This is a genomic window from Acidimicrobiales bacterium (assembly GCA_033344915.1).
Lineage (GTDB): Bacteria > Actinomycetota > Acidimicrobiia > Acidimicrobiales > Aldehydirespiratoraceae > JAJRXC01.
Genome location: JAWPML010000001.1, coordinates 394163 through 413968 on the forward strand (window position 1 = coordinate 394163; position 19806 = coordinate 413968).

At 69.7% G+C, this 19806-nt stretch carries 23 protein-coding genes; 13 read left to right on the top strand and 10 right to left on the bottom strand.

What is annotated here, in order from left to right; genetic code table 11:
• The first annotated feature begins 25 nt into the window (after positions 1 to 25).
• From R8F63_01830 to R8F63_01845, 4 genes are read left to right on the top strand one after another with little or no spacing between them, the layout of a single operon-like run.
• Entirely contained in the window at positions 26 to 1129 is a 1104-nt protein-coding gene (locus R8F63_01830) for an ABC transporter permease (GenBank protein ID MDW3217327.1), read from the top strand.
• On the top strand, positions 1129 to 2049 hold the full coding sequence (locus R8F63_01835; GenBank protein ID MDW3217328.1) for an ABC transporter permease: 921 nt from the start codon (positions 1129 to 1131) through the stop codon (positions 2047 to 2049). Before R8F63_01830 ends, R8F63_01835 begins: the two co-directional genes overlap by 1 nt.
• Entirely contained in the window at positions 2046 to 3155 is a 1110-nt protein-coding gene (locus R8F63_01840) for an ABC transporter ATP-binding protein (protein ID MDW3217329.1), read from the top strand. The genes R8F63_01835 and R8F63_01840 overlap by 4 nt, the downstream gene beginning before the upstream one ends.
• Entirely contained in the window at positions 3155 to 4147 is a 993-nt protein-coding gene (locus R8F63_01845; protein ID MDW3217330.1) for an ATP-binding cassette domain-containing protein, read from the top strand. The genes R8F63_01840 and R8F63_01845 overlap by 1 nt, the downstream gene beginning before the upstream one ends.
• Before the next feature lie 11 nt (positions 4148 to 4158).
• Here the strand turns inward: R8F63_01845 and R8F63_01850 are convergent, their stop codons facing one another.
• From R8F63_01850 to R8F63_01875, 6 genes are read right to left on the bottom strand one after another with little or no spacing between them, the layout of a single operon-like run.
• A complete protein-coding gene (locus R8F63_01850; protein MDW3217331.1) occupies positions 4159 to 5154 on the bottom strand; it encodes an MBL fold metallo-hydrolase in 996 nt (331 codons plus the stop codon).
• Positions 5155 to 5730 (bottom strand): DUF4202 domain-containing protein, encoded by a 576-nt coding sequence (locus R8F63_01855; GenBank protein MDW3217332.1) that lies wholly within the window; start codon positions 5728 to 5730, stop codon positions 5155 to 5157. It lies immediately after the preceding gene.
• A gap of 13 nt (positions 5731 to 5743) precedes the next feature.
• Positions 5744 to 7534 (bottom strand): nitrite/sulfite reductase, encoded by a 1791-nt coding sequence (locus R8F63_01860; protein MDW3217333.1) that lies wholly within the window; start codon positions 7532 to 7534, stop codon positions 5744 to 5746.
• Positions 7531 to 8301 (bottom strand): uroporphyrinogen-III C-methyltransferase, encoded by a 771-nt coding sequence (gene cobA, locus R8F63_01865; GenBank protein ID MDW3217334.1) that lies wholly within the window; start codon positions 8299 to 8301, stop codon positions 7531 to 7533. The genes R8F63_01860 and cobA overlap by 4 nt, the downstream gene beginning before the upstream one ends.
• A complete protein-coding gene (locus tag R8F63_01870; GenBank protein ID MDW3217335.1) occupies positions 8298 to 8945 on the bottom strand; it encodes a bifunctional precorrin-2 dehydrogenase/sirohydrochlorin ferrochelatase in 648 nt (215 codons plus the stop codon). Before R8F63_01870 ends, cobA begins: the two co-directional genes overlap by 4 nt.
• A complete protein-coding gene (locus R8F63_01875; protein MDW3217336.1) occupies positions 8942 to 9649 on the bottom strand; it encodes a phosphoadenylyl-sulfate reductase in 708 nt (235 codons plus the stop codon). Before R8F63_01875 ends, R8F63_01870 begins: the two co-directional genes overlap by 4 nt.
• Positions 9650 to 9872: 223 nt before the next feature.
• Between R8F63_01875 and R8F63_01880 the strand changes: the two genes are divergently transcribed.
• On the top strand, positions 9873 to 10133 hold the full coding sequence (locus R8F63_01880; protein ID MDW3217337.1) for a hypothetical protein: 261 nt from the start codon (positions 9873 to 9875) through the stop codon (positions 10131 to 10133).
• A gap of 3 nt (positions 10134 to 10136) precedes the next feature.
• Here R8F63_01880 and R8F63_01885 read toward each other — a convergent pair whose 3' ends face one another.
• Both R8F63_01885 and R8F63_01890 read right to left on the bottom strand, forming a co-directional pair.
• On the bottom strand, positions 10137 to 10403 hold the full coding sequence (locus R8F63_01885) for a hypothetical protein (GenBank protein ID MDW3217338.1): 267 nt from the start codon (positions 10401 to 10403) through the stop codon (positions 10137 to 10139).
• Entirely contained in the window at positions 10403 to 11191 is a 789-nt protein-coding gene (locus R8F63_01890) for an SDR family oxidoreductase (GenBank protein ID MDW3217339.1), read from the bottom strand. The genes R8F63_01885 and R8F63_01890 overlap by 1 nt, the downstream gene beginning before the upstream one ends.
• 102 nt (positions 11192 to 11293) lie before the next feature.
• On the opposite strand from R8F63_01890, the gene R8F63_01895 reads away from it, so the two are divergent.
• From R8F63_01895 to R8F63_01910, 4 genes are read left to right on the top strand one after another with little or no spacing between them, the layout of a single operon-like run.
• Positions 11294 to 12157: a CoA-transferase gene (locus R8F63_01895; GenBank protein ID MDW3217340.1), complete on the top strand. Its 864-nt coding sequence runs from the start codon at positions 11294 to 11296 to the stop codon at positions 12155 to 12157.
• Positions 12154 to 12909 carry a CoA-transferase gene (locus tag R8F63_01900; GenBank protein ID MDW3217341.1) on the top strand — a complete coding sequence of 252 codons (756 nt, stop codon included), beginning with the start codon at positions 12154 to 12156 and terminating at the stop codon, positions 12907 to 12909. The genes R8F63_01895 and R8F63_01900 overlap by 4 nt, the downstream gene beginning before the upstream one ends.
• Entirely contained in the window at positions 12909 to 14054 is a 1146-nt protein-coding gene (locus R8F63_01905) for an acyl-CoA dehydrogenase family protein (protein MDW3217342.1), read from the top strand. The genes R8F63_01900 and R8F63_01905 overlap by 1 nt, the downstream gene beginning before the upstream one ends.
• 4 nt (positions 14055 to 14058) lie before the next feature.
• Positions 14059 to 15057, top strand: coding sequence for an acyl-CoA dehydrogenase family protein (locus R8F63_01910; GenBank protein ID MDW3217343.1), 999 nt, complete (start codon positions 14059 to 14061; stop codon positions 15055 to 15057).
• Between the two features lies 1 nt (position 15058).
• On the opposite strand, the gene R8F63_01915 is transcribed toward R8F63_01910, so the two are convergent.
• Positions 15059 to 15247 (bottom strand): hypothetical protein, encoded by a 189-nt coding sequence (locus R8F63_01915; protein MDW3217344.1) that lies wholly within the window; start codon positions 15245 to 15247, stop codon positions 15059 to 15061.
• A gap of 138 nt (positions 15248 to 15385) precedes the next feature.
• Between R8F63_01915 and R8F63_01920 the strand changes: the two genes are divergently transcribed.
• Positions 15386 to 16708 carry an ABC transporter substrate-binding protein gene (locus R8F63_01920; GenBank protein ID MDW3217345.1) on the top strand — a complete coding sequence of 441 codons (1323 nt, stop codon included), beginning with the start codon at positions 15386 to 15388 and terminating at the stop codon, positions 16706 to 16708.
• Positions 16709 to 16720: 12 nt separating this feature from the next.
• Here R8F63_01920 and R8F63_01925 read toward each other — a convergent pair whose 3' ends face one another.
• Positions 16721 to 17596, bottom strand: coding sequence for an S-layer homology domain-containing protein (locus R8F63_01925; protein MDW3217346.1), 876 nt, complete (start codon positions 17594 to 17596; stop codon positions 16721 to 16723).
• A gap of 172 nt (positions 17597 to 17768) precedes the next feature.
• Here R8F63_01925 and R8F63_01930 point away from each other — a divergent pair, with 172 nt between their 5' ends.
• From R8F63_01930 to R8F63_01940, 3 genes are read left to right on the top strand one after another with little or no spacing between them, the layout of a single operon-like run.
• Positions 17769 to 18524: a hypothetical protein gene (locus R8F63_01930; protein ID MDW3217347.1), complete on the top strand. Its 756-nt coding sequence runs from the start codon at positions 17769 to 17771 to the stop codon at positions 18522 to 18524.
• Between the two features lie 4 nt (positions 18525 to 18528).
• Complete coding sequence (locus tag R8F63_01935) at positions 18529 to 19242, top strand: PaaI family thioesterase (GenBank protein ID MDW3217348.1); 714 nt, start codon at positions 18529 to 18531, stop codon at positions 19240 to 19242.
• Positions 19239 to 19805 carry a hypothetical protein gene (locus R8F63_01940; protein MDW3217349.1) on the top strand — a complete coding sequence of 189 codons (567 nt, stop codon included), beginning with the start codon at positions 19239 to 19241 and terminating at the stop codon, positions 19803 to 19805. The genes R8F63_01935 and R8F63_01940 overlap by 4 nt, the downstream gene beginning before the upstream one ends.
• Position 19806: the final 1 nt, after the last annotated feature.

Consider the following 19806-nt stretch of genomic DNA (forward strand, 5'->3'; position numbering starts at 1 on the left):
CGATCGCGAAAACTGAGGGAGTCGGGTGAAGTACGCACTCACCCGACTCGCTCAGGCGGTCGTTATCCTCATCGTCGTCACCTTCCTCACGTTCTGGATGCAGACCCTGCTTCCGGGCAACCCCTGCATCGTGGCGACGGGCGGGCTCACGTCCGACGAACTCGTCGCCCAGTGTGAGGTCGACCTGAAGGTCGGCGAGAACGTCTTCGTCCGCTATGTGGACTGGGGCACCAACTTCGTCAGCGGCGACCTCGGCGAGAGCTATGTGAACGGACGCACGGTCTGGGACGACCTGAAACAGCGCTTCCCGCCGACCGGCTTCCTCTTCCTCTACAGCCAGGTGGTCGCCCTCGGAGTGGCGGTGCCGGGCGGGATCTGGGCGGCCTACATGGCCGGCCGAAAAGCCAAGCGCAACATCCCCACATGGCTGCCCTTCGCGATCGTGGGCGGCATCGTGGCCGTGAGCATCGCGTTGGGGACGTCGGTCTTCACGCTGATCCTGCTCGCCATCTTCGCGACCGTGGTCGTCCAGACGCTGCGGGGAGGGGCCGCGCAGGACCAACTCGTCAGCGCGTCCGCGTTCTTCCTGCTGTCGGTGCCGGTCGTCGTGCTCGCCATCGTCGGCCAGTGGCTGTTCGCCATCCGCTGGAACCTCTACGACCTCAGCGGCTACACCTCACCCAGCGAGGGCCTCTTCGACCACGTGAAGTCGCTCTGGCTGCCGTCGGTCGTCATCGGTCTGTCACTGTCGCCGGTGTATCTGCGGCTGCTGCGCGCCGACATGATCCAGAACCTCCAGCAGGACTTCGTCAATGTCGCGAAGGCCAAGGGCATGCCGCCGAGCACGATCCTGCTGCGCCACGTCCTGCGACCGTCCACGCTGACCCTGCTCACGGTCGCCGGCCTCAACGTCGCCCAGCTCGTGAACGGTGCCGTCATCGTCGAGGTGCTGTACGACGTCGACGGCATGGGCTCCTATCTCGTGTCCAAGTTCTTCGGCCGCGAGTTCATCGTCGTGCAGACGCTCGTCGCGCTGATCGCGACGATCTTCGTCCTCGCGAATCTCGCGGTGGACCTCTTCTATGGCGTCGTGGACCCACGCGTCCGAGTCGAACGGAGTAAGGGCTGATGACCGCGATCAGTCGGAGTGACGGAACCACCGGAGCCGGCGATCATCTCGTCGTGCCCCTGGGCGAGCCGGTTCTGGGCCCGAAACGGCGCAAGGGTGATCTCGGCTACCGGCTCGCCGTCGGCTGGCTCGTGCTCGTCGTCTTCGTGTGCTTCTTCGGTGACTGGCTCTGGTTCGTCAAGGATCCGGGGGCCTTGAACGCCAGCTCGGGCATCAAGTCCGGTCCGTCAGGCGACAACTGGATGGGCACCGACTCCCTGACCAGGGACATGTTCGCCCGGGTCGTCAGCGGTGGTCGGGAGTCGCTGATGATCGGTGGCATCGCCACCGCCATCGGCATGGTCGTCGGTGGACTCCTCGGCCTCGTCGCCGGCTACTTCCGGGGCTGGGTCGATTCGTTGATCAGTGCTGCCACCACGATCATCTTCGCGGTCCCGGCGCTGGTGCTCGTCCTCTTCGTCGCCGCGTTGCGGGCGAACTCCGGTGGTCAGAGCCGCACCAGCCTGATCGCTGCGCTGTCGGTGCTCGCGATTCCGCCGATCACCCGCATCGTGCGGGCCAGTTCGCTCCAATGGAGTGAACGCGAGTTCGTCCAGGCGGCCCGGGTGATCGGGGCCAAGAACGGGCGCATCCTCTTCCGCACCGTCCTTCCCAATGTCGTGCCCGCCCTCGTGTCGTTCGCCTTCCTGGCCCTCGGCATCACGATCGTCGTCGAGGCGGGGCTGGCGGCGATCGGTGGATCGATCGCCGAGGACACATGGGGGAAGATCATCAACGAGGGCAGAGGCACGCTCGACCTCCAGAACGCACCGCACATCGCGATGGCGCCGTCGTTGGTCCTCTTCCTCACGGTGCTCGCGTTGAACTGGGTGGGCGACTCGCTCGTTCGCAAGCTCGACATTCGGGAGGCCCTCCTGTGACCGACGCGCCACCGCTCACGGAATCCGCGGACGACGCGCCGTCCGACCAGCCGCTCCTGCGGGTGGAGGACCTCCGGGTCACGTTCGACAGTCCGCGCGGCAAGGTCCGGGCGATCAACGGGGTCGACTTCACCCTCGAACAGGGCAAGACCCTGGCCATCGTCGGCGAGTCCGGCTCCGGCAAGTCGGTCACCGCGCGCACGATCATGAACCTCCTGCCGTCGACCGCGACCATCGAGGGCAGCATCGGGTTCGACGATCTCGACCTGCGCAACGTGTCGAAGGCGCGGGCCAAGCACCTCATGGGCGTCGACATCGCGATGGTCTTCCAGGATCCGATGACCTCGCTCAACCCGGTGAAGCGCATCGGTGCCCAGCTCACCGAGTCGATGCGGTACCACCTCGGCATGAGCCGGGGGGACGCGACGGCGCGTGCCATCGAACTGCTCGGCAAGGTCGGCATCCCGTCGCCGGCCCAGCGCATCCGTCAGTACCCCCACGAGCTCTCGGGCGGCATGCGTCAGCGCGTCGTGATCGCGATCGCGCTCGCCTGCGAGCCCCGGCTCCTCATCGCCGACGAGCCCACGACGGCGCTCGACGTGACGGTGCAGAAGCACATCCTCGACCTGCTCGGTGACCTCCAGGCCGAGGAGGGGATGAGCATGATCCTCATCACCCACGACCTCGGCGTCGCCGCCGGACGGGCCGACGAGATCGCCGTGATGTACGCCGGCCGCATCGTCGAACGCACCTCGGCCACGCAGCTGTTCGCCGAGTCTCGCCACCCCTACACGGACGCGCTCCTGCGCTCGATCCCGCAGGTGTCGCAGCCGAGCCACACCCGACTCACGCCGATTCCCGGCCGCCCGCCGGACCTCGTCAGCCTCCCCGACGCCTGCGCCTACGCGCCCCGGTGCCGGTTCGCGCAGGCCGAGTGTCTCGAGAGCGTTCCTCCGGTGCAGGGGGTCGCCGGGATGCACGAGTTCGCCTGCTTCTTCCCGGCCAACACCGACCGGGGCCGCGAGGCATTGGCCTCCAACGTCGCCGCGGGTACCACGGCGGCCGGCCTCGAGATCGAGGGCTACGTCTCCGGAGGAGTCAGCTGATGGCCGGAAGTGGAACCGCGCATCTGCGTGACGATCCCAATGTGATCCTGCGGGTCGAGAACCTCGTCGTGGAATTCCCCGCGGGCCGTGGGCGAACCGTCCACGCCGTGTCGGACGTGAGCTTCGACGTCGCCGAGGGTGAGACGCTCGGCCTCGTGGGCGAGTCGGGTTGCGGCAAGTCGACCACCGCGAAGGCGGTCATCCAGATGCCCCGCCCGACATCGGGCGTGGTGGAGTTCCAGGGGCAGAACCTCGCTGAGCTCCGGGGCGAGGCGATGCGCCAGGTGCGACCGAACATCCAGATGATCTTCCAGGACCCGATCGCGTCGCTGAACCCGCGCCAGAAAGTGCGTGACGTCGTCGCCGAGGGGCTCGAGGTCTGGGGCTCGCGTGGCGCCTTCAGCGAGAGCCGTGTCGACGAGATGCTCGAAGCCGTCGGGCTGGATCCCCGCGTCGCCGGCGAACGCCAGCCCCACGAGTTCAGCGGCGGCCAGTGCCAGCGGATCTCGGTGGCGCGAGCGCTGGTGCTCGACCCGAAGGTGATCATCTGCGACGAGCCGGTGAGTGCCCTCGACGTGTCCGTCCAGGCGCAGATCCTCAACATGCTCGAGGACATGAAGGAGCGCTACGGCGTCACCCTCCTGTTCATCAGCCACGACCTGTCGGTCGTCAAGAACATCTCCGATCGTGTCATGGTGATGTATCTGGGCAAGGTCTGTGAGGTCGCCCCGTCGGACGATCTCTACGAGGCACCCGCTCACCCCTACACGCGGGCGCTGCTCGGCGCGATCCCGGGAGCGGACAACCCCATGGCTGTCCACGCCGAGACACTCGACGACGAGCTCCCGTCGCCGATCAACCCGCCGAGCGGGTGCCGGTTCCACACGCGGTGCCCCCGGGCCACCGACGAGTGCAAGACCATCGAGCCGGTCATGGAGAAGGTGGACGAGGGCCACTACGTCGCCTGCCACCACCCCTTCATCGACGACTGAGCCCGTTCGGGTCAGGAGCGGACCCAGGTGGTCGCGGTGGCGAGGACGGGCGCGTCGGTGATGGCGGTTTCGGCGCGGCCCGCGTCCCGCAGGGCGATCAGGTGGCTGATGACCGAGCGAGCGGCAGGACGCCAGAGCTCGCGGGCGACCTCGGCGTAGAGTACCTCGACGATCTCCCGGACGGACTGCGGGCCCGCCTCGAGTCGGCGGACGATCTGCTCCTCCCGGATGCGTCGGTGGTCGAGGAGCGCCTTGACGAAGGGCTTGGGCTTCGTGATCGCGCCGCCGTGGGTCGGATACAGCGTTGCGTCGTCGCGGTCGAGGAGGAGCTCGAGCGATCGCAGGTAGGCGCGCAGATCGCCATCCGGCGGCGGAATGATCGTCGTGGACCAACCCATGACGTGGTCGCCGGACAGCACCGCCTGCGCCTCGGCGAGGGCGAAGCAGAGATGGTTCGAGATGTGGCCCGGCGTGTGAAGGGCCTCCACGGTCCAGCCCGGACCCTCGACCACGTCGCCGTGGGCGAGGCGCTGGTCCGGTACGAAGTCGACGTCCGGGAGGTGTTTCTCGTGGTCGGCCCTGGCCTTCGCCTTCTCCTCGTCGGTCAGCTCCTTGCGTTCTTCGCCGGTGTCCCAGTCGGCGTCGTCCGCCACGTCCTCGTCACCCTCGCTGGTGGCGACCGACGGATGCGGCCCGAAGCCGAGGATCGGTGCGCCGGTTGCGTCCTTCACCGCAGCCGCGGCCGGAGAGTGATCGCCGTGGGTGTGCGTGATCAGGATCGAGTGAACCCGCTCGCCGTCGAGGGCGGCGAGCAGGGCGGCGACATGCTCGTCGTCGCGCGGGCCCGGGTCCACGATGGCGACGTCGCCGTGGCCGATCACGTAGGTGCCGGTGCCGTGGAAGGTGAACTTCGACGGGTTGTTGCACACGATGCGGCGCAGGAGGGGAGAGACCTCGACGAGCTCGCCGTGGTTCGGCTCGAAGTCCGTGTCGAAGAGCGGCGGCATCTACTCGGTGGCCCGATCGACGGCTCGGCGCAACAGGTCGGCCGAGCGGTCATCGAGTGCGATGGTGGCCGCGGCGGCGTGACCGGACGGGCTCATCTTCCGGAGTGTCTTGGCGACGACGTCGACCATCTTCTGGTCGTCGCCGAGCTTGTCGGCGGTGGCCAGGAACTGGGTCTCGATGAAGGTCAGACACACGGCGTCCTCGAACACCTGCACCTCGGGGTCGGACCCGAGTCCCCGCTTCTGGACGATCGCCGCCGCCCGCTCGACGAGCGCGGCGTCGGCTCCCGCCAGGAGCGTGCCGAGTCGCGCCGCGTGCGCCTTCTTCTGGTCCCGCCGCCAGCGGAGGTAGCCGTCACGGCCTTCGGGATAGTCGGACCGGGGCATCTCCCAGCGGCGGAGATGGTGCGCCCGCGCCGCGACGCGCAGGGCGTCGGCTGCGGCGGGGTCGAGCCGGGTGACCCACGCGTCGGCCATCTGCCCCTGTGCCTGCGCAAGGGGTCGGCCGTCGAAGGTGTTGGGATCGTCGGCGTTGTCCGCGTCGATCGCGGCGAGGAGGTCGGCGAGCGCGGTCACCCTCGCAGGCTACTCAGGTGGCGCACTCCGACTCGCCGATCTCGGCCGAGTAGGGGCCGGTCTCGTCGAAGTCGACGTAGAAGTCCGGGTTGTCGTCGTAAGCCGGGAACTCGTCGAGATCCTTGAGGCCCTTGCCGACCTCGGCGGCGCCGCCGGCCCGCTCGAGCCAGCCGCGGAAGGACTCGCCCGCCGTGCGCTCGTCGTTGAACTGACGCACGACCCGCACCGCGGCCTGGGCGGCAGCCTTGGCCGGAAGGCGGGTCGCCTTCTCGCCGAAGTGCATCCGCTCCTGGCCGACATAGCCGCCGAGCAGCATCTGGTAGCCCGGCGCCGATCGGCCGTTGGCCCGCCGCTCGGCCCCGAAGAAGCCGATGTCGGACGCATGGTGCTGGCCACACGAGTTGGTGCAACCGGAGATGTTGATCCGCAGGCCACCGATGGTGCCGAGGCCCTCGGCGTCGAGCGCATCACCGATCGCCTTGGCGAGGCCCCGGCTCTGGGTGACGGCCAGGTTGCACGTGTCGGCGCCCGGGCAGGCGACGACGTCACGCACCAGCTCGGCGCCCTCCTCGGCCATGCCGATGTCGGAGAGCAGCTCGTAGAGGCGGGGGAGATCGGACCCGTCGAGACCGCGGATGATCAGGTTCTGGCGGTTCGTGAGCCGGATGTCGGCCTCGAACTCGCGCTGGATCGCCGCGATGCCGCGGAACTGGTCGGCCGTGATGTCGCCCAGCTGGGCCCAGGCGTAGGCCGAGACCTGCCCGGAGGCGATGCCGCGCACAACGTTGGCCTCGAACCAGCGGTCGTACGGCGAGGCGCCACCGATGCTGACCGGCGTGCCCTGACCCATCTGGGTGACGACGGCACCGTTGCCGATCCCGGCCGGCGCGTCGCCCGCGACCCGCACCTCGGTGGGGAGACCGCCGGGGTACGACGACGAGGCGAGCAGGAACTTGCGGGTGTTGAGGATGCGCCGCTGGACCTCTTCGAAGCCGAGGTTCTCGACGACCCACTTCAGGCGGGCCCGCAGCTTGTTGTCGCGGTTGCCGGTCTGCTCGAAGATGCGCAGGATCGCCTCGAGCGTGGGGAGCAGCTCTTCCTTCGGTGTGAAGTCCTCGAGCGCCATGGCGGGGAACGGTGTGGTGCCGAGCCCGCCGGCGATGAAGACGCGGAAGCCGGCCTCCACGGTGCCGTCGTCGAGCGTGCGGGTGGTCGCGATCACGCCGGCGTCGTTGAACATCGCCTGGCCGCAGTCCGTCTCGCAGCCCGAGAAGTTGATCTTGAACTTCCGGGGGAGTCGCTGCCCCAGGGGGTTGCGTACGAAGTGCTGATACGCCGCCTCGGCCCACGGTGTGATGTCGAGGTTCTCGTGGGGGCAGGCGCCGGCCAGGTGGCAGCCCTGGATGTTGCGCACCGTGTCGCCGCACGCTTCGCGGGTGGTCAGACCGACGTTGGCGAGGTGCTGCATCACGTCCGGGATCTGATCCAGCTGGACGTAGTGGAACTGGAGGTTCTGACGCGTCGTGATGTGGCCCCACCCGCGGCTGTAGCGCTCCACGAGGTTCGCGATCATGTCGAACTGCTCGGGCGTCATCGAGCCGTAGGGCACCTTGACGCGCACCATCTGGTTGGTGCCGCCCTGGCGCTGCCCGTAGATGCCGTTGGTGAGACGGAAAACGCGGAACACGTCCTCGCTCACGTCGCCCGACTGATAGCCGGCGAGGACCTCGCGGAACTTGTCGATGTCGGCCTGGATGTCCGGGTCGATGTCGGGGGTGGTGACGTCGGGTTCGAGAAGGGTCATCGGATCGTGCCTTCCTGGGTGAGTTCGGTGGGCTGGGCGGTGGTGGCGTGGGTGGCGATTTCGAGGACGGATTCGGCGGCCACGGCGCCGACGACGAGCGTCGACGGGTTGGTGACGGTGCGTTCCGGCAGGCCGGCGAGCGTCGTGCGCTGCACGTCCTGCGTGGTGGTCGTGGCCGCGTGGACGACGGCGACCGGCGTGGTCGGGGCGAGCCCGCCCGCGATGAGTCGTTCGCTGATCATCGCGGTGCGGCTCGCGCCCATGAGGATGACGAGCGTCGTGCCGGTCTGCGCGAGGGCGTCCCAGTCGAGCCAGCGGTCGGCGTAGGGGTCCTGGTGGGCGGTGATCACGGTGAAGCCGCTGCTGATCCCGCGCATGGTGACCGGGATGCCGGCGGCTGCCGGTGCGGCGATGGCGGAGGTGATGCCGGGGACCTCGGTGACCTCGATGCCGGCGGCTCGCAGCTCCAGTGCTTCCTCACCGCCCCGCCCGAAGACGAACGGATCGCCGCCCTTCAGGCGCACGACACAGTCGAAACGGCGGCCGCGGTCGAGGAGGATGTCGTTGATCCGGGCCTGGGCGTCAGAGGGAGCGCCGGGGCGCTTACCGACGTCGACCATCTCGGCCCACGGTGCGGCCAGTGCGAGAATCCGCGGGTCGACCAGTCGGTCGTAGACCACGACGTCGGCTCGCTCGAGCAGCTTCAGTGCCTTGACGGTGAGGAGATCCGGATCGCCGGGGCCGGCGCCGACCAGATGCACGGTCACGATGCCACCTCCGTGCGCTCGGCGTCCGTGATGCCGAGCGAGTCGAGCAGGACCAGACGCGCCTCGTGGATCCGGCCGCTGCGCACGAGCCCGAGCACGTCGGCGTCGAGGGCGTCGTCCCAGCCGGGGATCTCCGAGGTGCCCCGGATCGCACGGACCTCGGCGCGGACCTCGGCGAGGAGGTCGAGCAGTTGGTCGTAGCCCGCGCTCAGCTCCCGCTCGTGGCGCTTGCGGAGCCAGCGGGCCAGGGCGGGGCTGCGTCCGTTGGTCGAGATCGCCACCTGGACGTCGCCATGGCGGGCGACCGCGGGGAGGGTGAACGAGCAGTTGGCGGGGTCGTCGGCGGAGTTGACGAACACGCCCGCGGTGTCGGCATCGTCGGCGACCTGTGCGTTGACGTCGGCATCGTCCGTCGCCGTGATGGCCAGGCGATACGAGGCGACCTCGCCGCGCTGGTAGGGACGGGCGTACCAGCGCACGTCGGGGTCCTCCGCGATCTCGGGGATCGCGTCGGGGGCAACCACGGTGACGACCGCGCCGGCCCGGAGCAGCCCGGCGATCTTGCGAGCCGCGACGCGGCCACCGCCGACCACGAGGACGGGCCGACCAGTGAGGTCGAGGTTGACGGCGTAGCCCGCGTTCATGCGTGGAGCCCGCATTCGGTCTTGGCCGAGCCCGACCAACGGCCGGCCCGGGGATCGGCGGGGTCGGCGGGGTCCGTGCACGGCCAGCACCCGATCGAGGGATAGCCCTCGAAGGCGAGCGGGTTGATGAGCACGTCGTTCGCGAGGACGTAGCGCTCGACGTCGGCGGTGTCCCAGCCGGCGAGCGGGTTGATCTTCACGAGGCCCCGCAGGTCGAGATCCACGATCGGGGCGTCGGCCCGCCCCGGCGCGTCGTCGCGACGCAGGCCGCTCATCCACGCGTCGGCGTTGGCGACGAGATGACGCTCGAGCGGCGCGACTTTTCGGCTGCCACAGCAGGTGTCGACACCGTGGGTCCAGACGTCGGCCGCCGTGGGCAGCGGCCGCAGGACGGTGAGGTTCAGCGCGTAGCGGGCCATCGCCCGACGCACGGTGGCGAGGGTCTCGGCGAAGTGGAAGCCGGTGTCGATGAACACGACCTCGATGTCGGGGTCGACGTCGACCGCGAGGTCGATGAGCAGCGTGTCGGCGAACGACGCACTGAGTGAGAGGCGGGTCCCGAACTCCTCGACGGCCCAACCGATGATCTCGGACGGGTGGGACCCCTCGAAGGACTCCGACATCGCGGCCACGTCCGTGGCGGTGAAACGGCGGCCGGTGCGCAGGGCGACCGGCGTGTCCAGCGTGGTGTCGAGAAGCGTCATTGGGGCCAATCCAGGAAAAGATGATCAGGACAGTCGGGATTCCGTTCGGCCACCATATGAGCAGCACTGAGGTCAATGCACATAATTCCGATCATTTTTGTCAGGTATTAGTCCGGACATTGTTCCCCTCGAGCAATCTCTGGTCACGAAAGGGTCGAAGAATTCGGTCCCGCCCGCCCGGGATCGACCCTTTCGTGACCAGAGATTGCGATAGGAAGCAGGGATGAAGCGATCGATCGACGACTATCCGGCCACGCCCGATGACATTCCGCCGGGGTGGGAGGACGATCTGGCGCCCGTGTCGTGGGCCATCCAGATCTCCGACGACTACGACGACGCCGAGCCGCGGGTCGTGCTCACGGTCGAGGAGGTCGGCCGTCCGGCCGAAGGGCTGATGACGCACCTGGCCCCGGCGCAGGCGCGCCGATTGCGCGGCGCTATTCGTGATGCGTTGGCCGAGATCGGCGAGGATCCCGGGGTCTGAGGTTCAGGCGCGTTGCGCCGCCGTGGCCCTCGCCGTGCGGACGACGCGCCAGGTGATGAAGCCCATGCCGCCCACCAGCCCGCCGAACAGCAGGAGCTGGGCGTAGCCGCCACGGTCACCGGGGTTCTCGGGCTTCGGACCGGCATCGGCACAGCCGATGATCGTGCGGCACTGGTCGGCGACGTCGTCGGTCTGCGCACCGGCGGCGTTGGTCAGCAGGAGCAGGGCGAAGGCAACGACGGCGACCGCAGTCAGCGTGCGGCGGGTCATCATCCGCCCTGCGTGACTTCGCCGGTCGACGCGCCGAGATACGAGGGCTTGTCGTCGCCGCCGTGGACCGGAATCGTGCAGCCGCTCACCCACCGAGCGAGGGGGGACGCGCAGAACAGGACGACGTCGGCGACCTCCTCGGGCACGCCCATGCGGCCGAGGGCGATGGTCTCGCCGACCGCAGCGATGCCCGCGTCGTCGCCGTAGAAGAGATGGGCTTCTTCGGTGACGATGAGTCCGACGACCGGGGCGACGACACGGATCTTGGGTCCCCACTCGTGGGCCAGCGTCTCGGTGGCGTTGATGAGACCGGCCTTCGCGGCGCCGTAGGCGACACCGGCCGGATTCGGTCGGGTGCCCGACACCGAGGCGATGTTGACGATGACGCCGCCGTCGTCCTGGGACTGCATCTGGTCGTGCACCGCCTGGGCGAACGTCAGCGGTGCCAGCAGGTTCAGCGCCACGATCTTCTCGTTGAAGCGGGGGGAGACCGTGGCGGAGTCCGCGGGTGGGGCGCCGCCGGCGTTGTTGACGAGAACGTCGATGCGGCCGGTGGCCTCGATCGTCGCGGCGACCACGGCCGCGACCTGCTCGGGCTCGCGCACGTCGCAGGCGATGAACCGCGCCGACCGACCCTCCGCCTCCACCGGCGCCTCGGGTTCGCGGCGGGCACAGATCGTCACGTCGGCACCCTGCTGGAGGAACCGTTCGGCGATGACCTTGCCGAGTCCCTTGGTGCCGCCGGTGACGATCACGGAGCGGCCGGTCATGTCGAGCGGATCGGTCATGCGCGAAACCCTACCCGCACGTGTTCGCACGACTCGCAGTCGTGGCCTACCGTTCGAGACGATTTCTGACAGACCGTCAGGTCGCCCGACAGGGGAGGCGCGGTGCCCGACAAACGCATGACCGAGGACGAGGTCGTCGCCGAACTCGAGAGTGGGATGACGCTCGGTATCGGGGGCTGGGGCTCGCGCCGCAAGCCGATGTCGCTGGTGCGCGCCATCCTCCGCAGTGATCTCACGGACCTGCACATCGTGAGCTATGGCGGCCCCGACGTCGGCATCCTCACGGCGGCGGGCAAGGCGAGCAAGGTCACCTACGGCTTCGTCTCCCTGGACTCGATCCCGCTCGAGCCCCACTTCCGCGCCGCCCGTCAGGCCGGCTCGCTCGATGACTTCATGGAGCTCGACGAGGGCGCGTTCTACCTCGGCCTCATGGCCGCCGCCCACCGGGTTCCCTTCTACCCGACCCGGGCCGGACTCGGTACCGCGATGCTCAGCGAGAACCCGAGCCTCAAGACGGTGCGCTCGCCCTACGACGACGGTGAGGAGCTCGTCGCGATCCCCGCCTTCGAGATGGACGCCGTGCTGCTCCACATGAACCGGGCCGACGCCAAGGGGAACGGCCAGTTCCTGGGCCCGGACCTCTACTTCGACGACCTGTTCGCGATGGCCGGGGCGAAGACCTACATGTCGGCCGAGAAGATCATCCCGACGGACGACTTCCTGAAGGAAGGACCGGTCCACACCCTGCGGATCCCCCGGATCCACGTCGACGGTGTGGTGGAGGCGCCCATGGGCGCCCACTTCACCGAGTGCCCGCCGGACTACGACCGCGACGAGGTGTTCCAGAAGGAGTACGCCGCGACCGCCAAGGACCCGGACGCGTGGGCCCAGTTCCGCGCCGATTGGTTGGAGCTCGAGTCACACGAGGCATACCGAGCCAAGCTCGAGGAAAGGGGGAACTCGTGAGCGACGTCACCCTCGACGAGATCTGTGTGGTCGCCATCGCCGAAGCCTTCCGGGGTGATGGCGAGGTGCTCTGCAACCCGATGGGCCCGGTGCCCGTCATCGCGGGTCGTCTCGCCCGCGCCACGTTCGAACCGGACCTCGTGCTGACCGACACGATCGCGTACGCCATCGAGGGCAACCTGCCCTTCGGTGGCGATCCGAGCGACGCGGTCATCGAGTCCTACATGCCGTTCCGATCGATCTTCGACCAGGTGTGGTCGGGCAAGCGGCACGTCGTGATGGGCGCCAGCCAGATCGACCGCCACGGCAACCAGAACTTCGCCGCCATCGGTGAGTACCGCAAGCCCAAGGCGCAACTGCTCGGCATGCGGGGCGCGCCGGGCAACCTCATCAACCACGCGACGACCTATTGGGTGCCGAACCAGGCGCGGGCCTTCTCGGAGACCGTCGACGTCGTGTCCGGCCCCGGCTACAACCGCATTGCGGAGCTCCCCGAGGCGAGCCGTTCGAACTTCGAGATCCGCCGCGTCGTCACCGATCTCGGCGCCTACGACTTCGAGTCGGCGGACCGCACCATGCGGGTGCGGAGCCTGCACCCCGGCGTCACCCTCGAGCAGGCGCAGGAGGCGTCGCCCTTCGAGCTGACGGTGACCGGCGACGTGCCGGAGAGCCGACTGCCGACGGACGAGGAGCTCGCACTGATCCGCGACGTGTTCGACCCGAACGGCGTGCGCAAGGGCGAGTTCCGCTGATGGAACTCGACCTCGCCCCGCGCTACGTCGACTTCCGCGAGCAGTGTCGCAGCTGGCTCGAGGCGAACAACCCGGGTCGTCTCGCGTCGATGGACACCGCAATCGGGTTCGAGGAGCACCGCGAATGGGAACGGGTCCTGTTCGAGGGCGGCTGGTCCGTGCCGGGCTGGCCGAAGGCCTACGGCGGCCGAGACTGCGACCTGATCGAGTGGCTCATCTACGAGGAGGAGTACTGGCTGTCCGGCGTGCCCGGCCGGGTCAGCGCCAACGGGGTGAGCCTCCTCGCGCCGACGATCTTCAACTTCGGCACCCGGGAACAGCAGGACCACTTCCTGCCGAAGATGGCGAGCGGCGAACACATCTGGGCCCAGGGTTGGAGTGAGCCCGAAGCCGGATCGGACCTGGCCGCGATCAAGACCAAGGCGATCCGCGACGGCGACCACTATGTGCTCAACGGGCAGAAGACCTGGTGCAGCCGGGGCGCCTTCGCCGATTGGATCTTCTGCATCGTGCGCACCGATCCCGAGGCCGAGCGGCACGCCGGGCTCACCTACCTGCTCGTGCCCGCCGACGCGCCCGGCTTGGAGCGCCGTCCCATCGGCCGCCTCGACGGCGAGCCCGGCTTCGCCGAACTGTTCTTCGACGACTGTCGCGTCTCGGTGGACCACGTGCTCGGTGAGGAAGGCCAGGGGTGGGCCGTGGCGATGGCGGCGGCCGGCTCCGAGCGCGGCCTGAACCTCCGCAGTCCCGGTCGCTTCATGGCCGCGGCCGAACGCCTCACCGCCCTTGTGCGCGATCTCCAGGCCCAGGGTCGTGACGTCGACGTTCGTCTCCGCGACGAGGTCACCGACGCATGGATCAAGGCGCAGGCGTACCGCTGGCAGACCTACATGCTCGCGGCCGGTCTCATGGACGGCGCCGAGATCGGCTCCGAGGCCAGCCTCGGCAAGGTCTTCTGGTCGGAGCTCGACCTCGAACTCCACGCGACCGCTCTGCGGCTGCTGGGCGACGGCGGCGAGCTCGTGCCGGGCAACGACTGGCTGGACGGTTACGTGTTCGCCCTCTCCGGTCCGATCTACGCCGGGACGAACGAGATCCAGCGCAACATCATCGCCGAGCGCGTGCTCGGCCTGCCGCGGAGGTAGGGACATGCAGTTCGCGTTCACCGAAGAACAGGACATGTTCCGCGACACCGTGCGCGACCTCTTCGCCGACGTGTGCCCCCCGGAGGCCGTGCGGGCGAGCTGGGACAACGACGACGGACGGGTACCCGGACTCTGGGACGCGCTGGCGGAGATGGGTGTGCTCGCGGTCCTCGCCCCGGAGGAAGCCGGAGGTCTCGGCATGGACGAGGTCGACCTCGTGCGCATCCTCGAGGAAGCCGGCTACGCCGGGGTGCCCGAGCCGCTCATGGAACACGCCGCGGTTGCCGTACCGGCCCTCGCACAGGCGGGGAGCCTCCACCTCGACGCGGCGATCGGCGGTGGCTCCCGCTACAGCATCTCGCTGTCGACCGGTGGTGGCCCCGTGCTCGCGGCCGGATCCGTCGATGCGTTGGTCGCGGAGGACGACGGCCTGCTGGCCGAGGTGGCCCGCGAGAGCTACGACGTCGTCCCCGTCGAGTCGATCGACCAGTCCCGGCGGTTGGCCCGCGTCGAGCTCACCGGTGACCCCACCGGGCTGTCCGGTGCCGACGCGGCGCTCGCCAACGATCGCGCCGCGCTCGGCACCGCCGCTCAATGCCTTGGTGTCGCCCGTCGGCTGCTCGACGCGACGGTCGAGTACGTCGGGGAGCGCCACCAGTTCGGCAAGCCGGTCGGCTCCTACCAGGCGGTGAAGCACCATCTGGCCAACGTGCGCATCGCCAACGAGTTCGCGGCGCCGCTCGTCTATCGCGCCGCGTGGTCGGTGGCGCATCCGGAGACGCACGACGAGGTCACCCGGGGGCGCGATGTCTCCATGGCGAAGGCCACCGCATCCGACGCGGTGGATCTCGCCTGCCGGGCGGCCCTCCAGTGCCACGGCGCGATCGGTTACACGTTCGAGTACGACCTGCAGCTCTGGTTGAAGCGGGGCTGGGCACTGGCCGCGGCCTATGGCGACGCGCGCCGACACCGCGACCGGGTGGCCGCGGCCCTGGAAATCTGACTCAGCCGACGAGGGCGGCGGCCGGTCGCACGACCTTGCTGCTCGCGTAGCCGAGGTTCGTCTTCACGAGGTGTGATCCCTTGCGCGCCTCGCAGTCGTCGCACGTCACGGCGTAGCGGCCGAGCCGGCCGTCGCGTCGTCGGGCGTGGCGGTCGCCGCACAGGTTGCAGGTGGTGTGGTGGCTCGTCATGGTCGTGCTCCGTCGTGAGTTCCCTTCCATGCGTCGGACCGATTGCGGCGTCGGTGAATGGGTCGCTCGGCCCGCTTTGTCCCGGAACGGGAGGTGGCCATGAGCCGTTTGGCCCAGCCGATGTGGTAGCTCCAGGGGATGCGCAGCCTCTCGATCGTCGTTCTCGCTGCGCTCCTGGCGGTCGGGTGCAGTGCCGACGACGGTGCTCCGGCGGCCGAGCCGGGACCAGCGACGGACGAAACGTCGTCCTCGGTGGGGGCCTCGACCACGACCACGACCACGACACTGCGTCCACCCGTCCCCACCGATCCGCCCCGGCCGCCGGCCGAGATGATCGGTGACCTGGTGCTGCCCTGTTCACCGACCGACCTCACCCCGATCGTCGACGCGGTCGGCATCACCGACGCGAGCATCACGATCGGCACCGGCTCTGATCGAGGCGGCATCGGCACGCCGGGTGCCGGCGTCGGCATCATCGAGATGATCGAGGCGCTCGCGGACCACTGCAACGCCCACGGCGGCCTCCACGGTCGGGACATCCGGGTTATCGAGTACGACGCGGCCGCGGTGGAGACCGTCGACCGGGTTCGCCGGGCGTGCGAGGAGGTGTCCGCCCTCGTCGGGCACGCCTTCCTCCAGTTGATCGAGGAGGCACTCACCGCGATCGACTGCGGGCTCGCCCGCTACCCGACCGGCCCCGGCCTGCTGCCGCCCACGCCGGTACGGCTCCACGGCCACCTCACGGCGGCGTTCGCCGACCCTGCGGCGAGCCGAATCGTGCTGGTCGGGCCCGACACCCCCGTCGAGGCTGCCGCTCGTGTCGCCCATGAAGCCGCGGTGACGGCCGCCGGCGGGGTGCTGGAGGTCGTGGGGACGGTCCCGTATCCGATCGACCGGGTGCCGGACTGGGACCGCCTCGTCGGCGAAGCCCGGGCGACCGGCGCCGGGCAGGTCGTGATCGTCGGCGGCTGCGATCAGGCGGTCGTCCCGTTCATCGAGGTGGCCGATCGGGCCGGCTGGGCCCCCATGATCCTGGCCTCGGCCGCGGCCTACGAGGCGGGATGTCTCGGTGTGGCGACGCCGGAGCGTCTCCTGCTGGAGTTGCCGTTCCTGCCGTTCGAGGACGGCGACGCGGCCCCGGCGGCCGCGGCCCACGAGGAGCTGCTCGCGTTGACGGCGGCGCCGCGCACCGGCACCGGGCTGCTGGCAGCCTCGGCGTTCTGGCGGTGGGCCGTCGACACCGCGGCCTGTCCGACCTCCGTCGGCGAGGAGTGTGCGTCGCCGCTGGCGGGACTCGACTGGAGCGCCGGCGGGCTGCACCCTCCGGTGTCGCCGGACGGCACGTCACCCGGTTGCGCGGTGGTCATGGGCATCGAAGACGGCGCGTTCGTGCGCCGGCTCCCGGTCGAGCCCGGCACCTACGAGTGCGAGCCGGTGTTCAGCGCGCCGTTGCCCGGCTGACCGGGACCGGGATCAGAGGAAGATGCGGCTGAGGTCGGCGACGCGGTCCGGCGTGAGGCACGCCTCGCCGACGGCGGCGGCGGCGATGATCAGGCCGATCGAGGCCGTGGCCCGGTCCTCGGCGACGGCGAGCAGGTAGTCGACCTCGAAGCCCACCAGGAACGGCACGGCGCAACGGGACTCGGTGCCCGTCAGCCCCGCCGCCTCGAGCGTGAGTCGGAGCTCGCGGGTGCAGTCCACGCTGGCGACGGCCGGCGGGATCTCGTCGGGGTCGACATAGCGGAACAGGAAGGTGGCGGCCTCGGCGCGGGAGACGACGGCATTCGGCGAGAACGTGGTCGCGCTCGTTCCGGTCGTGATCAGGTTCTCCGACATCCAGGAGATGGCTTCCTGCTGGTAGCTGCGGGTGACATCACGGAACGGATGCCGGGTCACGGCGTCGGGTTCGCCGGCGTAGCGCCACAGCATCACGGCGAAATCGCCGCGGGTGATCGAGGCATCGGGGTCGTACGTCCTCGCCGAGACGCCGGTGGTCAGCCCGGTGGCGTACAGCCAGCCGACGGGCTCCTGCTGATACGACGCCGTGACGTCGACGAACGGGTGCGGGCCGCTCTGGGGGTTGTTCCCCAGGCTGCGGTCGAGCCGATGGAGGAAGGCGGCGACCTGGCCGCGGGTCACATCGACGTCGGGGCCGAAGCAACCGATCTCGATGCCCTCGGTGATGTCCTCACCGACCATCCACTGGACGGCTTCGGTGTAGAAACGATCCGACTCGACATCGCCGAACCCGGCGGCGGCGCCGGCGGTGCCGGTCTGCGTGGCCAGGATGCCGATCACGAACGTGATCAGGACGATGAGGCGGGAGCGCGTGCGCGTGTGACTTCGCATGATGGGGGGAACATCCTTGGTCGAGGAGGCCGTCGGCACATCGGACCCCGCCCGCAGGAGTGCGGACCCGGGGAGTGCCGAACGGTGGACACTGGTCGATTCGACCGCCAAGGGTACCGGTAGGACCCGATTCGACTCCCGACGCGTGACCAACGTCACCTACGCTCCCGGCGTGCCGTCCCCGCCCGTCCCCGTTCCCGTGCGCCGTGTGCTCATCGTGATGGCGATGGAGATCGAGGCCGCCCCGCTGCGAGAGGCCCTCGGCGCGGCCCCTGTGGCCTCGCCGGACTGGGCGGACGCCCTCCCGTGCCGCCTCGCGACCTCGCCGGCGACGGCGTCTCGTCCCGAGGTGCTGCTCGCCGTCAACGGTGCTGATCCGCTGACGGGTGTGCCGTGCATCGGCACCACCGCGGCCGCGCTGACGACCCAGGTGGCGTTGACGGCCGGTCCGCCGCCGGACCTGGTGCTCTCCATCGGCACGTGTGGCGGATGGGCCCGTTCCGGCGCATCGATCGGCACCACGTATCTCGCCTGGCCCCACTTCTCCTGCCACGATCGGCGCATCGCCCTGCCGGGGATGCAGGCGTTCGCCGACGGTGACCTCGCGGCGGCCGACCTGCGGGTCCACGCCGCGCCCCTCGGCTGCGAACTGGGCATCGTCACCACCGGCGACAGCCTTGACGAATCGCCGACCGACCGCGAGCGCATCCTCGCGAACGGTGGTGTCGCCAAGGAGATGGAGGCCGCGGCGGTGGCATGGATCGCCCATCTCCACGGGATCCCGGTGAGCGGGGTCAAGACCGTGACGGATTTCGTGGACGCCGACGAGCCGACCGCCGAGCAGTTCACGGCGAACCTCGCGGCGGCGTCGTCGGCGCTGCAATCCACCACCCTCGCGTTGCTCGGCCGTCTCGCCGGTCCAGAATGATCCGATGCCCGATCCCGAGGTGACTGACGAGCAGATCGTGGAGACGCTGCGCGGCATCGGCCGGTCGATCCACGCCCGCGAGCCCGACGCCGACGCATGTGCGGCGATCGCCGGCCACCTCGCGGCCGTGCAGGCCCTGCTCGACGACGGCGAGCCTCGACGGCGCTGGTACGAGATGCCTCCCGAGGATCGCGACAACCGCCGGTTCTACCGCCAGCTCTCGACGTTCTCGGGGCGCCTCAACACGATCGCGCCGCCGATCGTCATCACGTCCGGCTCGATGCCGGACGGCGCGCCGGCGCTCATCGGGGCGGTGCGGCTCGACCGCCGCTACGAGGGTCCTCCGCGCGCGGTCCACGGTGGGATCCTCGCCGGGCTGTTCGACGAGCTGCTGGGTGGCGGCCAACGCCTCACGGGTGGGCCACCCGGGATGACGGGACGCCTCACGGTGCGCTATCGGCGCCCGACGCCGCTCGACACGGACCTGCAGTTCCGCGCCTGGATCGCGGACGAGCGCGAGCGCCGGGTCACCGTCAAGGCCGACTGCCGGGTGCTGACCCACGGTGCGCGCGACGGAGAGGCCGACGATGCCGCGCCGCCCACGGCCGAAGCCGAGGCGATCTTCCTGCGGGTCGACTATGACGGTCTCGAGCGGGTTCTGCGCGAACGCGAGGACGGCGCCGCGCCGGCGCCCGCACCCCGCGTGGAGCCGTCATGACGGATCACGTGGTCCTCGAGGCGCCCCGACCCGACGACGACCCGACACGGCCGCTCGTGTACTTCCTGTGCACGGGGAACGCCGCCCGCTCCGTGATGGGGTCCGCCATGCTGCGACTCCGCCTCGGGGCGGAGCCGCCGGTGTCCGTGGCGAGTGGCGGCACCCATGTGCTGCCGGGGCAGGTCATGAGCGTGCGCACCCGCACGGCGCTGGAGCGACATGGCATCCGCGACCCCCACCATCGCAGTCACCAGATCACCAGGTCCGACATCGAGCGGGCGACCGTCATCCTCTCGATGGAGCCCGACCATCTCCGGTGGATCCGCCGCATGCACCCCGAGGCGGCGCCGACGACCGGCAGCCTGAAACGGATCGTCCGTGATCTGGGTGGGCCGGCGGACGGCCCGCTCGAGGCACGCGTTGCCGCTTTGGGCCTGGCGACCGTCGAGTTCGAACCCTGGGAGGAAGTCGTCGATCCGGGCGGGGGTGAGCAGCCGGACTTCGACGTGGCCGCCGACGAGATCGCCGACCTCGTCGACCGACTCCACCGACTCCTGGTCTGAC

Excerpts from the sequence above, each read along its gene's own strand:
- R8F63_01845 (MDW3217330.1), top strand. The coding sequence starts at position 3,155 with ATGGCCGGAAGTGGAACCGCGCATCTGCGTGACGATCCCAATGTGATC.
- R8F63_01910 (MDW3217343.1), top strand. The coding sequence starts at position 14,059 with ATGCAGTTCGCGTTCACCGAAGAACAGGACATGTTCCGCGACACCGTG.
- R8F63_01875 (MDW3217336.1), bottom strand. The coding sequence starts at position 9,649 with ATGACGCTTCTCGACACCACGCTGGACACGCCGGTCGCCCTGCGCACC.
- R8F63_01850 (MDW3217331.1), bottom strand. The coding sequence starts at position 5,154 with ATGCCGCCGCTCTTCGACACGGACTTCGAGCCGAACCACGGCGAGCTC.
- R8F63_01860 (MDW3217333.1), bottom strand. The coding sequence starts at position 7,534 with ATGACCCTTCTCGAACCCGACGTCACCACCCCCGACATCGACCCGGAC.
- R8F63_01880 (MDW3217337.1), top strand. The coding sequence starts at position 9,873 with ATGAAGCGATCGATCGACGACTATCCGGCCACGCCCGATGACATTCCG.
- R8F63_01885 (MDW3217338.1), bottom strand. The coding sequence starts at position 10,403 with ATGACCCGCCGCACGCTGACTGCGGTCGCCGTCGTTGCCTTCGCCCTG.
- R8F63_01835 (MDW3217328.1), top strand. The coding sequence starts at position 1,129 with ATGACCGCGATCAGTCGGAGTGACGGAACCACCGGAGCCGGCGATCAT.
- R8F63_01915 (MDW3217344.1), bottom strand. The coding sequence starts at position 15,247 with ATGACGAGCCACCACACCACCTGCAACCTGTGCGGCGACCGCCACGCC.
- R8F63_01920 (MDW3217345.1), top strand. The coding sequence starts at position 15,386 with ATGCGCAGCCTCTCGATCGTCGTTCTCGCTGCGCTCCTGGCGGTCGGG.
- R8F63_01925 (MDW3217346.1), bottom strand. The coding sequence starts at position 17,596 with ATGCGAAGTCACACGCGCACGCGCTCCCGCCTCATCGTCCTGATCACG.
- R8F63_01905 (MDW3217342.1), top strand. The coding sequence starts at position 12,909 with ATGGAACTCGACCTCGCCCCGCGCTACGTCGACTTCCGCGAGCAGTGT.
- R8F63_01870 (MDW3217335.1), bottom strand. The coding sequence starts at position 8,945 with ATGAACGCGGGCTACGCCGTCAACCTCGACCTCACTGGTCGGCCCGTC.
- R8F63_01890 (MDW3217339.1), bottom strand. The coding sequence starts at position 11,191 with ATGACCGATCCGCTCGACATGACCGGCCGCTCCGTGATCGTCACCGGC.
- R8F63_01935 (MDW3217348.1), top strand. The coding sequence starts at position 18,529 with ATGCCCGATCCCGAGGTGACTGACGAGCAGATCGTGGAGACGCTGCGC.
- R8F63_01940 (MDW3217349.1), top strand. The coding sequence starts at position 19,239 with ATGACGGATCACGTGGTCCTCGAGGCGCCCCGACCCGACGACGACCCG.